The following is a 13,500-nucleotide window of genomic DNA, read 5'->3' on the forward strand; positions in this document are numbered from 1 at the left end:
GTCGGGGCCATGCCCCGGCACTATTCCCTGGCCAACTGCTGTAGCATCCACTGCATCACAGGGCCAATGCCCTTGTCCCTGCGTCTGACCACGCCTATTTCGACCCACTGATTGTCTGTGATATTGGCACCGGACAGCCTCACCAGATCCTTGGCATACCACTCGGCCGTCGCCACATGCTCGGGCACCAGGGCCCAACCGACATTTTTGATCACCAGCGCCGTGATGTAGTAATAACTGTCGATATGCCAGTGATTGCTGGACACGGGGCGCGACTGGCTGTCGCCGATGCGGGAGCGGATCACCAGTTGTCGGTGCTGATTGAGCTGGTCGAGCGAAGGCTCGGCAATATTCGCCAGCGGGTGCTCACGACCGACAATAAGCGACTGCTGAAAGTGAGCTATCGAGTTGAACTCCAAGGAATCCAAAAGCTCATCTGTCTGGCGGAACAAGATACCCAGGTCGGCTTTTTTCTCATCTACCCAGCGGGCAATATCATCCTGGGAGCTGTTGATCAGGGTGAGTTTCAAACCCGGGAACTGCTCGGCCACCCGCACGAAGAAACTCTCGAAGCGCTCTATGGGCAGGGCCTCGTCCATGGCAACCGTCAGGGTGGCCTCCTCGCCCGAACTGACCGTCAGGGCTCTGGCGTCCAGGCGCTGGCACTGCCTCAGCACCACCTTGGCCTCCTGATAGATCTGCTCGCCAGCGGCTGTCAGTCTGGGCAACCTGGCGCTGCGGTCAAACAACTCCAGCCCCAGGTCTATCTCCAGATTGGCCACGGCTGTGCTCACCCGAGATTGCGCCTTGCCAAGCTCTCTGGCGGCGGCCGAAAACGAGCCCTTTTCCACCGCAATCACAAAGGCGCTCAGTTGATCCAGGGTCCAATTCATTCCATTCACCAAAGTATCCGAATAACGGATACAAGCTATCTTTCACCAATCCGAAAAACAAGCATAATCTGCGACCCTGTTTTCCTGCATTCGGTTAAAGGTAGTGCAATTATGAGTACCGGAATCTCTCAGCAAACACTGAGTCACAACCAGCTGCGGCGCACCTTTTGGCGCTATACCATCCCAGCCATCGCTGCCATGCTGGTCAGTGGCCTGTACCAGATAAGCGCAGGTATTTTTGTCGGCCACTATGTCGGCTTTCAAGGATTGGCCGCCATCAACATGGCCTGGCCGATAGTGTTTATTCTCTCCGGCCTGGGGCTTATGGTGGGTATGGGTGGCGGCAGCCATATCTCCATCGCCCGCGGAGCCGGGCAGCAAACGCAAGCCAATCGAGCCCTGTTGGCCAGTATCTGGCTGATTGTTTTGTTGGCCCTGGTGGCATTTATGGCGCTGCAATGCTTGAGTGAGCCGCTAATGCAACTGCAGGGGGCCACTGAAGCGACTCTGCAGCTGGGGCAGGGATATATTGCCGTGTTTCAGTGGGGCGCGGCGATCACCATAGCCTCGACGGCGCTGCCTATGTTGATCCGCAACGATGACAGCCCCAGAGTTGCCACCGCCCTGTTGGTGATGGGAGCGCTTGGAAATATCCTGCTGGATTATCTGTTTGTTGCCGTACTTGGGCTTGGGTTAAACGGCGCGGCTTATGGCACCATCATTGCCCAAACTGCTGTGTGTCTGGGGGCCGGCTATTACCTGTGTTCGAGCCATTCAGGCTTTAAGCCAAGGCTCAAAGATGCGCTACCCAGAGCCGGGGAGTTCGCCCGGATTGTCCAACTGGGGGCTTCGGCACTACTGATGTACCTTTACACCAGCTTTATGGTGGCGGCCCATAACCATCAGTTTATGCAGTATGGCACCACCTTGAGCGTCAGTGCCTTTGCTATAGTCGGCTATCTGATGACACTCTACTATCTGTTGGCTGAGGGAATAGCCGAAGGGGTGCAGCCACCTGTGAGCTACTTCCACGGTGCCCGCCAGCCCGGCAATATTATCGCCATAGTCAAGCTGGGCGCCAAGGTCACCCTGCTGTTTGGCCTGAGTTGGCTGGCGCTGCTTAACCTGTTTCCCGAAACCATGATAGGCCTGTTCGCCGACAACAATCCTTTGTTAACCCAGGAGGCCAGAACCGGGATCCGTATCCATCTGGCGGCTATCTGGTTGGAGGGGCTGATAGTGCTGGCTGCCATGTATTTTATGGCGATAGGCAAAGGCGGGATGGCTTTGGCAATCTCCCTGACCAATATGCTGATCCAGTTACCGTTTCTCTATCTATTGCCGCTGTTTTTGGGAGAAACCGGTGTCTGGCTGGCGATGCCGCTGTCCAACCTGCTGCTGGCACTGTTGGTGTTGCCTAGGTTCTGGCGCCATCTGCATGCAAGGTCGCACCTGGCAGATGGAACCCGACAAGCACCGGACGGCGCTTTGGCTAAACATCCCGCAGTCTAATGAGATGCTGGGCAAATTGAACGCAATAAAAAACCCGGTCATGCCGGGTTTTTTATTGTTCGCCTATGGCTTAGCCACGGCTGGCGCGCTTGCGGTCATTTTCAGTCAGATGACGCTTACGCACACGGATGCTCTTGGGCGTGACTTCAACCAGTTCATCATCATCGATGAATTCCAGCGCCTGCTCCAGGGTCATCTGGATATGCGGAGTCAGTACCTGAGCTTCGTCGGTACCAGAGGCACGCATGTTGGTCAGTTGCTTGCCCTTGAGGCAGTTTACTGTCAGGTCGTTGGAGCGGCTGTGGATACCCACTACCTGGCCTTCGTAAACTTCGGCGGCGTGGCCAATCATCAGACGACCGCGATCCTGCAGACCAAACAGCGCGAAGGTCAAAGCCTTACCTGTGGCGTTGGAGATCAATACCCCGTTGCTACGCTGGCCGATATCGCCACCCTTGTAAGGACCATAGTGGTCGAAGGTGTGATACAGCAGACCTGTACCTGAAGTCGCTGTCATAAACTCGGTCTGGAAACCGATCAAGCCACGGCTTGGGATCATGAAGTCGATACGTACACGGCCCTTGCCGTCAGGCTGCATGTCGCGCATGTCGGCCTTACGGGTACCCAGCTTCTCGATGACGCCGCCCTGATGTTCTTCTTCCACGTCCACAGTCAGCTGCTCGTATGGCTCGCACTTCTCGCCGTCGATCTCTTTGATGATCACTTCAGGACGGGAAACCGCCAGCTCATAACCTTCACGACGCATGTTTTCGATCAGGATAGACAGGTGCAGTTCACCACGGCCGGATACGCGGAAACGATCCGGACTCTCGGTTTCTTCCACACGCAGAGCCACGTTGTGTACCAGCTCCTGTTGCAGACGCTCAAGGATGTTACGTGAAGTCACGTACTTACCTTCTTTACCCGCGAAAGGAGAGGTGTTGACCTGGAAGGTCATAGTCATGGTTGGTTCATCAACAGAAAGAGGTGGCAATGCTTCGGCATGACCAACAGCACAGATGGTGTCGGAGATCTTCAGCTCGCCTAGACCTGTGATAGCAACGATATCACCGGCATTGGCACTGTCCACTTCGTGGCGTTCCAGGCCCATGTAGCCCAGCACCTGACCGATTTTACCGTTACGGCTCTTGCCATCGGCACCGACAATAGTGACCTGTTGGTTGGTCTTGACGCTACCACGCTTGATACGACCCACACCGATAACCCCTACATAGCTGTTGTAGTCCAGCTGAGAGATCTGCATCTGGAATGCGCCTTCGGCGTCGGCATCCGGTGGAGATACTTTTTCAACGATAGTTTGGAACAGTGGGGTCATGTCTTCACTGTTGTCCTGAGGATCCAGGCTGGCAAAACCGTTCAGTGCAGAGGCATAAACCACTGGGAAGTCCAGCTGCTCGTCGGTGGCACCCAGGTTGTCAAACAGGTCAAATACCTGATCGATAACCCAATCAGGGCGGGCACCCGGACGGTCAATCTTGTTGATCACCACAATAGGCTTAAGACCTTGGGCGAATGCCTTCTTGGTCACGAAGCGGGTCTGTGGCATTGGGCCGTCCTGCGCATCAACCAGCAGCAGTACAGAGTCAACCATAGACAGAACCCGTTCTACTTCGCCACCGAAGTCGGCGTGTCCTGGGGTATCTACAATGTTAATCCGATAGTCGTTCCACTTAATGGCGGTGTTTTTCGCCAGAATAGTGATCCCACGTTCTTTCTCCAGATCGTTGGAGTCCATCACCCGCTCGGTGGCTTCTCCGCGGGTTGCCAGGGTTCCTGACTGTGCCAACAGCTTGTCTACCAGGGTAGTCTTACCGTGGTCAACGTGCGCTATGATGGCGATGTTACGTAAATTCTCTAACACAGTTTTGCCTCTTACGATCTCTGTTCTGTGGGATGCAGCAATATAAATTGAATGGTACAACCGCTTTATGACTGCTTGGCGATTGCCTTCCAGGCCTTATAAAACCTGGGCTGCCATCGTGTCGGGGAGCACAATTTCCCCGGATGGTTGCTTTAAAAAGCGTGCCATTCTACTCTAGCGAGGGGCTATCGCACAGGATTATTTTTTAGACACCTATGAATATCCGGCTTATTCAGCGCACGCACCATTATGGTGAACGCACCTTTTTGGAACACTCAATGCACCATAATAGTGCAAACCCGCTTGCCTCGCCAGCCCTCGATTTTACCACTCCCTTTATTTTCAACATCTTAGCATCTTGGCATGAGTCTGGCTTAATAGAGACCAACAAGGCGCCAGACGCTACATACTAAGAGTTGACAAAGGGCACCCCCTTTACCCTACCGGAGGCTTGATAATGTCAGTCGAATCAGTTTTACAACAGCTGCAAGAGTTGGAAGTTAAGTTTGTTGATTTACGCTTTACCGATACCAAAGGTAAGGAACAGCATGTATCTATCCCGACTCATCAGGTAGATGCTGATTTCTTTGAAGACGGCAAAATGTTCGATGGTTCATCTATCGCCGGTTGGAAAGGGATCAACGAATCTGACATGGTGCTGATGCCAGATCCAAGCAGCTTTGTACTGGATCCTTTCACCGAAGAAACCACAGCGCTGATCCGCTGCGACATCCTCGAGCCCGGCACCATGCAGGGTTACGACCGTGACCCTCGCTCTATCGCCAAGAAAGCCGAAGAGTACATGCGTTCTACCGGGATCGCCGACACTGTGCTGATCGGTCCTGAGCCAGAGTTCTTCCTGTTTGATGACGTACGTTTCGGTACCGACATGAGCGGCACCTTCGTCAAAATCGATGCCAAAGAAGCGGCCTGGAACTCAGGTACCAGCTATGAAGAAGGCAACACAGGTCACCGTCCATTCGTTAAGGGCGGCTACTTCCCGGTTGCGCCTGTGGATTCTTCACAGGATTTGCGTAGTGCCATGTGTCTGGTGCTGGAAGAGATGGGCCAGGTTGTGGAAGCTCATCACCATGAAGTTGCTACCGCGGGTCAGAACGAGATCGCCACACGCTTCAATACTCTGACCAACAAGGCCGATGAAATCCAGGTACTCAAGTACGTGATTCACAACATGGCTCATGCCTACGGCAAGACAGCCACCTTTATGCCCAAGCCGATAGTCGGCGACAACGGCAGCGGCATGCACGTACACCAGTCACTGGCCAAAGACGGCACCAACCTGTTTGCCGGTGACAAATACGGCGGCCTGTCTGAAACTGCCCTGTACTATATCGGTGGTATCATCAAGCACGCCCGTGCCCTGAACGCCTTCACCAACCCAAGCACCAACTCCTACAAGCGTTTGGTGCCACACTTTGAAGCCCCTGTGATGCTGGCTTATTCTGCCCGTAACCGCTCGGCTTCTATCCGTATCCCTGTGGTACCAAGTCCTAAGGCTCGCCGTATTGAGACCCGCTTCCCGGATCCTATGGCCAACCCTTATCTGGCCTTCGCAGCACTGCTGATGGCCGGTCTGGACGGTATCCAGAACAAGATCCACCCTGGTGATGCCATGGACAAGGATCTGTACGATCTGCCGGCCGAAGAGGCAGCGGAAATCCCGACTGTGGCCGAATCTCTGGAAGTCGCCCTGGCGGCTCTGGATGCAGACCGTGAGTTCCTGACACGCGGCGGTGTGTTCAGCGATGACTTTATCGACTCTTACCTCAAGCTGAAACAAGCCGAGGCCGAGCGTGTCAGCCGCACCACTCACCCAGTCGAATTTGAGCTGTACTACAGCCTCTAATTGCCCTGCAATCAACCGATGAGTCAAGCCATCGGATAACAAGAAAAGCGCCCCGGGAGCAATCCCGGGGCGCTACTATTTTAAGGATATAAAACTCAAATCACTCAGGGAGCGCTGACAAGCTCAGGAGCACTCTGGGCCTTGGCCCCTGTGAGTATCACCGCCAACTTGAGTTCACCCTCTGTCTGGTTCAACTCCTCAAGCCCTTCTGGAGTAAAGCGATATTGGCCTTCTGTCTCCAGCGCTTCCATGGTGCCACCGCAGGTGTCGACGGTTTCGCTGCATTCGAAACGCACCCCCTTATGCCAAGGCATGGAGAAGGCCGATACCTGCTCTGCCGGCATCTTGAGGTACATCACCAGATAGTTGCTGCCGGCATCCTTGACGGGTTTGCCCTCCGCCGTAGTCAGGCTAAAGGTCAGTGCCTGGCTTTGAGGATCCACGGCGCTCAGTGCCACCTTGAGGCTTTCGGCTTCATTAATGGACACAGACTGCTCCGGTTCAGGATCCGGCGGAAGCACAGGGTCATCATCGTCATCCCACCAGTCACAACCCCCCAGGCACAACAGCAAAGACGCTACTATCAAACTCTTATGTTTCATAACAGCCTCCTAGTGACAATCGCTGCAGACCGCACCTTCGTGAACCCCGGTCAAACCGGCGCCGACATCATGGGCGCTGTGGCAGCTCTGACATTCCATCTGTGAATTGACATCGGCACCTATGTAAGTGTCCGGTTCACGTTTGGTGCTGCTGTGACAACCACTACACTCGGCATTGCCTGCTGCCACAATTTCAGCGTCCAGGGCATTGTCCAGCGACTTATTGAGGAAGTCAGTGGTGACATAGGCAATCTCGGCCGTCAGCTGAGCGCAGCGCTCCAATTTCGCCTGATGACTGGAGCCGTACTTGCTCGCTTTCGACCAGTGGGTCACCGAGGTGTGACAGAGAATGGAATTGGCAACCGACTGGCCTATCTTATCTGCGGTCAGTAGCTCACCGGCATTGTCTTTACGGGTCGGTGCGCCAATCGCCTTGAGGAAGGCTTCATCATTTCTCGGCATGGCTGTGTGTTCATAGTAGCGGTACACGGAGCGGATCACCGCAGTGCGGTCGACCCCGCCCAGGACGTTGACCGCCATGGCCGCCGCATTCAAGCAACCACACAGGGTTCCCCAACCTGCGATACCGCCGCCACCATAGGCCGCCAGGTTGGTAGGGATAGCGGCGAATTTACAGGCATCCTCATGCCCTTTGGCCGCCAAGGCCTTCACCAGGGCATCGAAAACCCCATACATGCAACCGCCACGGCCATAACCTTCATAGGCCAGTTTGGCGACATCCATAGGGTCTAATTTCACATAGGTCAGCAGCTTGGTGCCCAGATCGCTGCCCCCTTCACTGCCGATCCCTATGCTGGTATCTCCGGGACAAGACTCTGCGGCCAGAGCTGTGGTCGCGATCAGCGAACTCCCTGCTGCCACACCAACCAAACCTACAATCTGGCCCATCGCCTGACGTCGATTCACGTTCATACTCATCACCTCTTTTTGCACTTACATATTGCAGAATTGCAAATTAAGTAAAATTAATTCTTTATAATCAATAGCTTGCAAGCAACCCCAGCTTATCCCCTCTCCTGTTGTGCAGATGTGATCCAAGGCGGGTTTCAGTGTTAAAGAGTCAAAAATTCAACAGTTCACCGGCAAGAGGCTTGAGCCAAGCAGCAACGGCAGCGACAATGAGCCTCTTCGTCAAGCAAGGATCTGCTATGAATCTCAAGGTCTTTTTACTCACTCCCCTGTTGCTGGCCGGCTGTCACTCTGAGGGGCAACTGCCAATTCAGGCTGACGAGCTGGAGCAAATCCACTGCCGGGAAGTAAGCGATGACAATAGCGCCCTGGGTTATTACCTCGAAGGCTGCGTTGACGGATACCGAGGTGAACCCTTCAACGGCATTGCCATTTGGGGAGCGCCGGATCGCCCCAGCTATAGTGCGGCCCAGTTCAAGGATGGCCTGCGGGACGGCTACAGCTTCAGCACATCCGCGCCGCCCGAGCGTCTGCTAAGCCAAAGCGCCTGGTATAAAAATGGCAAGTTGCACGGCTGGCAGCTGAACTTTCAATACCAGCAAACCCAATTACGCAGCCGGGAATTGTTTCAAGACGGTGAGCGCCAGGAACTCTGGCTCTACGACAACCAAGGCCAACTCGACAGTTTCAAGCGTTTCGACCAGGGTAAAGTGGTTGAATCCATCTCCTACGAACAGGGACGGGAGCGGATGAAACAGTTCAAGCGGGACGGCGAGAAACTCACCGTCTGGAAAAGCTATTTTCCCGATGGTTCATTAAAGAGCTTCAGTGAACATCTGGATGAAGAAAATCTCAGAAAACTCAAGGAACAAGGCTACTACGCCAACGGCCGACTCAAGTTGGACTACCTGTTCGACCGCCGGCAGCGCACCGCAGTGCAGCACACCTTCTGGCGCAATGGCCAGCGCCAGTCCGAGCAACATTATGGTTTCTTTCCCTCAATAGCCGCCGACGGCATCTGGCTCAGTTATTGTGAGACCAATGGCGCCTTGAGCAAACGTACTCCGTTCCATCGAGGCGCCAAGCAGGGTGAGGAGCAACTCTTTCACTGCAATGGCCAGTTGCAGGTGAGCAAACGTTTCGACCAGGACAAGCTCATACCACAGACCCTGAACTACTTTGATGAGCAGGGGCGCAACTATCTGCAGGAAGAGATAGGCGCAAACGGCAAGGTACTGCATACCCGGGTCTATGATGAACAGGGTAAACTAACCTACCAAGATTGACATAATATTCAATCAGTTGGACTTATCATCCAAAGATAATAAAGCTCTTTTTCAAATGCGGCTTGCTTATCCCGGCACTGAACTTTAAAATATCTTCACATCAAGATACTTTAAGAAAAGAAAATGCCCTACCTAATTGCACTCCTCGCTCCCGTCTTCTGGGGAACCACCTATGCCCTGGTCAGCCTGTACCTGCAGGATATGTCCCCTTTCTGGGTCGCCGTCTGGCGTGCGCTACCGGCCGGGATCCTGTTATTGCTGCTACGGCCCAAGCTGCCTTCGCTCGCCTGGAGCAAAATACTCTTGCTGGCATTTTGTAATATCGGCGCCTTCTTCGCCTTGCTGTTTATGGGTGCCTACCGTCTGCCCGGCGCCGTGGCCGGCACCCTGGGGGCCACACTGCCACTGATGTTTCTGCTGCTGGCCTGGCTGCTCGATGGCCAAAGACCGGCATTGAAGTGGACCTTGCTGGCACTGCTGGGACTGAGTGGAGTGATGTTATTGCTCAATCCTTCGGCCAATCTGGATCTGATTGGTGTGCTCTGCGCCCTGAGTGCCACTCTGTTGGTAGCCCAATCATCCCGCTGGATGCAACGCTGGCAAACCGGCGATCTTCTGGTATTGACCGCCTGGCAGTTGTTGCTCGGCGGCTTGATGCTGATCCCGCTGGCCTGGACAGTAGCCGGGGCACCCACACTACCCGAGCCCAAAACCTGGCCCGCCATCGCTTGGCTGGCCATCTTCAGCACGGCGCTGAGCTACTGGGCCTGGATCTGGTCCATCAAACATCTGGGACCGCAAATCATGGGCATGATGGCCTTGATCAACCCTGTGGTGGCTGTCTCGCTCGGGGTGTTTTTGGTCGGCGAACAGCTGGACAGCTATCAATGGCTGGGGATCGGCCTGATCATGTCGTCACTGTTGCTGATGAAACTTCCTGTCCCGGCCATCTGGTATCGCCTGCGCCCCAGCCGGCGCTGACACTCACCTGACATAAGACCCCTGTTTGGCCCCTGAAAAAGGGGCCAAGGGTTCGGCTTAACTAAATTTGGCAAAATAAGGAGATTGGCCATGATGCAGTTTCTGACAGAACCACAACTCAATGCAGTCCTAGCCGCGGACGATGCCAGTCCGCGACTAAAGATGCCTGCCGACAAAGATAACACCAATGCCGCCAACAGCATGTTTGAAGGAGATGGACTATGAGCTCATCAAAATGGCAGCCTGTGTGGCTGATCCTGACCTTGATTATTCTCGGCCTCAACCTGCGCCCCAGCATGGCGGCCATAGGCCCACTGCTGGAGGCTATCCGGGCTTCCTTGCCCCTCAGTTACAGTTCCTTGGCACTCCTGACCATGCTGCCCGTGATGACCATGGGAGTCGCTATGTTTATCGGTGCCCAACTGGCCGCCAAACTGGGAGAGCGCCAAACCCTGCTACTGTCGCTGCTACTTATTGGTTTGGTCAACCTGGCTCGGCTATGGGCCGGCAGCGGCCTGCAACTGCTACTGACCGCAATCATTGCCGGCTTAGGTATCGCCCTTATTCAGGCACTGCTGCCTGGAATGATCAAGCGCAGCTATAGCCAGCATATTGAGCGTTACATGGGGATTTACGTAACCGCCATCATGGGTGGAGCGGCCCTGGCTGCGGCCATTAGCCCTTGGCTTGAGCACAGGTTTGGTCATTGGCAGTCGGCGCTGGCCTTCTGGGCTCTGTTGAGTCTGCCGGCGATGCTATTTTGGTTCTGGGGCAAACACGGCCTGCAACCCCAGGGCTTCAATAAGGCAGCAGCAAAGAAGCCTTCAGGAAAACCGGGAGTTAGCCCAAGTGTGGGCATAGGCAGCTTTAGCCATATTCCCAGGGCCTGGCTGTTGGGGCTTTTCTTTGGCCTGAGCACAGCATCCTATACCTGTGTGCTCGCTTGGTTGGCGCCCTTCTTTATCGACTTGGGCTGGCAAGCCACTCAGGCAGGGCTATTGCTGGCGTTTCTGACACTGATGGAAGTGGTCGCAGGCCTGTTGCTGCCGACGCTGGCGGCTCGCAGTCATGACAGAAGGCCACTGCTATTGCTGCTGCTCCTGTCTACCATTGGCGGTTTTATCGGGCTGGCGTTGATGCCACTGGCCCTGCCCTGGTTATGGGCTGCGCTGCTGGGTATAGGCATTGGTGGCCTCTTCCCCTTGAGTCTGATTGTCACTTTGGACCATCTGGACGACTATAGCCAGGCGGGACAACTGACGGCCTTTGTTCAGGGGATAGGTTACCTGCTGGCATCCCTGTCACCTCTGCTGGCGGGTTATCTCAAGGACAGTTCCAGCAGCTTCACGCTTTCCTGGTTGCTGCTCGCGGCTGTGTCTCTGGGCATGCTGGCCATTGTCTGGCGCTTTGATCCCAAGCGCCACAGTCAACACTTCGCCCTGTTGGCCCACTGAGCCGATTTACCGGGTGGAAAATTGTTATCCACCCGGCACTCAAGCAGACTCAAATGAGGTAGAATGGCGTCCCTCTTGTGCCATTCTGCTGTCTAAGCAACATAAAGTGAATCTATCCAATCTATTCCAGCGCCTGCTGCAATGGCTGCCTGATCGTGCCGATCTTCCCGAAGGCTTACGAATAGGGCTGCCCATGATGGCGGGCCTGCTGCTATTTTCGTTTCTCGGTGACAGTGCCAGCGGCGTCAACGCCCTGATCTGTGCCTGGCTGGTCGGCGTCCAGGGCCGCAACCTGGCTTATCCCAAACGTGCCGGGCTGCTGAGCAAGTCGGCACTTCTGTGCTGTATCAGCAGTGCCCTGGCCTTGCTGAGCCTGATCCACCCTTGGCTGGGGATCAGCGTACTCGGCGCCATAGGCCTGTTATATGGCCTCAGTTCCAACCAAAGAAAGTACATTCAGCTGCTGACCTACAACGCCGGCTTTTGCCTGATCTGCGGCCTGCATCTGCTGGAGTCGGGTACCGACTGGAAGATGTTACTGCTCTCCAGCCTGTTCGGCAGTTGGTTGGCTGTCATCAGCGCCGTCATCGCCGGGCCCTGGATGGCGATACGTCAGGGCGAACAGCTGCTGGCCAGTGTGCAGCGCAAATTCGGCTTCTGGTGCAATATACTCAGCCACTCGGACGCCGCCAATGTCGGCCAGCGTCTGGCCTTGCGGGAGCAACTCGATGATGCTATTGCCGTGCTGGCCCATTGGCTGCTGGAAATGCCGGATAAAGCCGAAGTGCAACGCATCGCCCGGCAACTGGAGTCGAGTCTTATCCTGATAGAAACTCTGGAGAGCATAGGCAGGCTGCAACAAAATGATGCCGCCAGCCCGGCACTGCAGCAGTATTTGGCCAATTTTGCCAGCGAACTCAAGACCCATAGAGAGCAAGGCACAGAGCCGACGCCACTGCCCTTGGGAGACAAGCCGCAACCTCTGCTGTTGGATGCCGCCGACCGCTTGGCCTTGGCGCTGGATCCCCAAAGACCGCTGGCAGCCGACTGGCGCGAACGCCTGGGGCTTATCTGGCCTTCCGATGCCCAAAGCGTTCGCAGTCAATGGCGCAAGGCCTTGGTGAAACACTCGCGGGAATGGCATCACGGCCTGAGAATTCTGTTCACTCTGCTGTGTTGTCAGGCCGTGGTAGAACTGCTGCAACTGCCGCAGGGTTATTGGGTGACGCTCACTGCCTACATAGTGCTGATGGTGGCGCCGCTCGGGCAGTTGCAGGCCAGGATCTGGAGCCGCTTCTATGGCACTGTGCTCGGTTCTGTGTTGGCACTGGGGCTAATCTGGTTTCTGGGGGCCGGTAGCTGGTTATTACCGGCCACCTGCCTGAGTGCCTTTCTGGCCTTTGCCACCTTCTACAAGGCCAGATATGAGATTCATGTGTTCTGGCTCACCATGCTGATGGTGTTTGCCATCACCCTGCTACTGCCGAGCGATCCCTATATCGCCTTCTACCGGGCGCTGGACACCTTTACCGGTGCCTTGATGGCATTTCTGGCGATGCATCTGTTTATTCCCAGCTGGACCCGACGCTGGCTCGACAGCTATGTATGCCACTTTATCGAGCTGGAGCGGGCTTGGCTTGCCAGTATCAATACAGGTAAAGCCGATAATGCCCTGCGTTGGCAAGCCCATGCGGCGCTGAGACAACTAGGCCAAGAAGTCGGCTTTTTGAAGCTCGAGCCCAACACGGGCCAGCGGGAGCTGCAGGACTGGCAGAGTTTTCTCTGGCTTGGGCTGACGCTGCACTGCACCCTGGTGTTGGTGGCACGCCAGCAGCAAAAGCAGCCGCTGCATCTGGCGGAGCAACAGCTGGCGGCCTGGCCCCTGCTGTTTCGCCAGCGCTTCTTGGCAACAGAGATGCACCAATCCGAGTCCGGGCCAGCGCCCAATTCAACAGATGAGACTACGCAACAGTCAGCAAGACAAGCTGAAGCGATTCCCGCTTGGGTTATGCAGGATATCGCCCATCTCTATGCCTGGCTCGACTGGCAACGTCCCTACGCCCTGAGCGGCAACACTCACGGCTGACAGGAGT

The 13,500-nt window shown here is 55.4% G+C and carries 11 protein-coding genes; 7 read left to right on the plus strand and 4 right to left on the minus strand.

Features of this window, described 5'->3' with window-relative positions; translation table 11 throughout:
• Positions 1–20: 20 nt before the first annotated feature.
• On the minus strand, positions 21–893 hold the full coding sequence (locus ACMHXI_RS00825; RefSeq protein ID WP_025010784.1) for a LysR family transcriptional regulator: 873 nt from the start codon (positions 891–893) through the stop codon (positions 21–23).
• A gap of 111 nt (positions 894–1,004) precedes the next feature.
• On the opposite strand from ACMHXI_RS00825, the gene ACMHXI_RS00830 reads away from it, so the two are divergent.
• A complete protein-coding gene (locus ACMHXI_RS00830) occupies positions 1,005–2,405 on the plus strand; it encodes an MATE family efflux transporter (RefSeq protein ID WP_096142513.1) in 1,401 nt (466 codons plus the stop codon).
• A gap of 70 nt (positions 2,406–2,475) precedes the next feature.
• On the opposite strand, the gene typA is transcribed toward ACMHXI_RS00830, so the two are convergent.
• The gene (gene typA, locus ACMHXI_RS00835) at positions 2,476–4,287 is read right to left on the minus strand and encodes a translational GTPase TypA (protein WP_025889914.1); all 1,812 of its coding nucleotides are present in this window, start codon (positions 4,285–4,287) and stop codon (positions 2,476–2,478) included.
• Positions 4,288–4,744: 457 nt separating this feature from the next.
• Between typA and glnA the strand changes: the two genes are divergently transcribed.
• Entirely contained in the window at positions 4,745–6,154 is a 1,410-nt protein-coding gene (gene glnA, locus ACMHXI_RS00840; protein WP_025010781.1) for a glutamate--ammonia ligase, read from the plus strand.
• 104 nt (positions 6,155–6,258) lie between these two features.
• Here the strand turns inward: glnA and ACMHXI_RS00845 are convergent, their stop codons facing one another.
• Together ACMHXI_RS00845 and ACMHXI_RS00850 are read right to left on the minus strand one after the other, a co-directional pair.
• Positions 6,259–6,756, minus strand: coding sequence for a hypothetical protein (locus ACMHXI_RS00845; RefSeq protein ID WP_025010780.1), 498 nt, complete (start codon positions 6,754–6,756; stop codon positions 6,259–6,261).
• A gap of 9 nt (positions 6,757–6,765) precedes the next feature.
• Entirely contained in the window at positions 6,766–7,689 is a 924-nt protein-coding gene (locus ACMHXI_RS00850; protein ID WP_413733748.1) for a C-GCAxxG-C-C family (seleno)protein, read from the minus strand.
• Positions 7,690–7,925: 236 nt separating this feature from the next.
• Here ACMHXI_RS00850 and ACMHXI_RS00855 point away from each other — a divergent pair, with 236 nt between their 5' ends.
• The 5 genes from ACMHXI_RS00855 to ACMHXI_RS00875 all read left to right on the plus strand — a co-directional run bounded on the left by ACMHXI_RS00855 (position 7,926) and on the right by ACMHXI_RS00875 (position 13,493).
• The gene (locus ACMHXI_RS00855; RefSeq protein WP_071238127.1) at positions 7,926–8,972 is read left to right on the plus strand and encodes a toxin-antitoxin system YwqK family antitoxin; all 1,047 of its coding nucleotides are present in this window, start codon (positions 7,926–7,928) and stop codon (positions 8,970–8,972) included.
• 123 nt (positions 8,973–9,095) lie between these two features.
• On the plus strand, positions 9,096–9,953 hold the full coding sequence (locus tag ACMHXI_RS00860) for a DMT family transporter (protein WP_025889910.1): 858 nt from the start codon (positions 9,096–9,098) through the stop codon (positions 9,951–9,953).
• A 90-nt stretch (positions 9,954–10,043) separates the two neighbouring features.
• The gene (locus ACMHXI_RS00865) at positions 10,044–10,178 is read left to right on the plus strand and encodes a hypothetical protein (RefSeq protein WP_259663320.1); all 135 of its coding nucleotides are present in this window, start codon (positions 10,044–10,046) and stop codon (positions 10,176–10,178) included.
• Entirely contained in the window at positions 10,175–11,407 is a 1,233-nt protein-coding gene (locus ACMHXI_RS00870; protein ID WP_413733751.1) for a cyanate transporter, read from the plus strand. The genes ACMHXI_RS00865 and ACMHXI_RS00870 overlap by 4 nt, the downstream gene beginning before the upstream one ends.
• Before the next feature lie 106 nt (positions 11,408–11,513).
• Positions 11,514–13,493 (plus strand): FUSC family protein, encoded by a 1,980-nt coding sequence (locus ACMHXI_RS00875; protein WP_413733753.1) that lies wholly within the window; start codon positions 11,514–11,516, stop codon positions 13,491–13,493.
• The last annotated feature ends 7 nt before the right edge of the window (positions 13,494–13,500 follow it).

Source organism: Shewanella sp. BJSY2023SW005, assembly GCF_047314585.1.
Classification (GTDB): domain Bacteria; phylum Pseudomonadota; class Gammaproteobacteria; order Enterobacterales; family Shewanellaceae; genus Shewanella; species Shewanella algae.

Excerpts from the sequence above, each read along its gene's own strand:
- glnA (WP_025010781.1), top strand. The coding sequence starts at position 4,745 with ATGTCAGTCGAATCAGTTTTACAACAGCTGCAAGAGTTGGAAGTTAAG.
- ACMHXI_RS00865 (WP_259663320.1), top strand. The coding sequence starts at position 10,044 with ATGATGCAGTTTCTGACAGAACCACAACTCAATGCAGTCCTAGCCGCG.
- ACMHXI_RS00830 (WP_096142513.1), top strand. The coding sequence starts at position 1,005 with ATGAGTACCGGAATCTCTCAGCAAACACTGAGTCACAACCAGCTGCGG.
- ACMHXI_RS00870 (WP_413733751.1), top strand. The coding sequence starts at position 10,175 with ATGAGCTCATCAAAATGGCAGCCTGTGTGGCTGATCCTGACCTTGATT.
- ACMHXI_RS00825 (WP_025010784.1), bottom strand. The coding sequence starts at position 893 with ATGAATTGGACCCTGGATCAACTGAGCGCCTTTGTGATTGCGGTGGAA.
- ACMHXI_RS00850 (WP_413733748.1), bottom strand. The coding sequence starts at position 7,689 with ATGAACGTGAATCGACGTCAGGCGATGGGCCAGATTGTAGGTTTGGTT.
- ACMHXI_RS00855 (WP_071238127.1), top strand. The coding sequence starts at position 7,926 with ATGAATCTCAAGGTCTTTTTACTCACTCCCCTGTTGCTGGCCGGCTGT.
- ACMHXI_RS00860 (WP_025889910.1), top strand. The coding sequence starts at position 9,096 with ATGCCCTACCTAATTGCACTCCTCGCTCCCGTCTTCTGGGGAACCACC.
- ACMHXI_RS00845 (WP_025010780.1), bottom strand. The coding sequence starts at position 6,756 with ATGAAACATAAGAGTTTGATAGTAGCGTCTTTGCTGTTGTGCCTGGGG.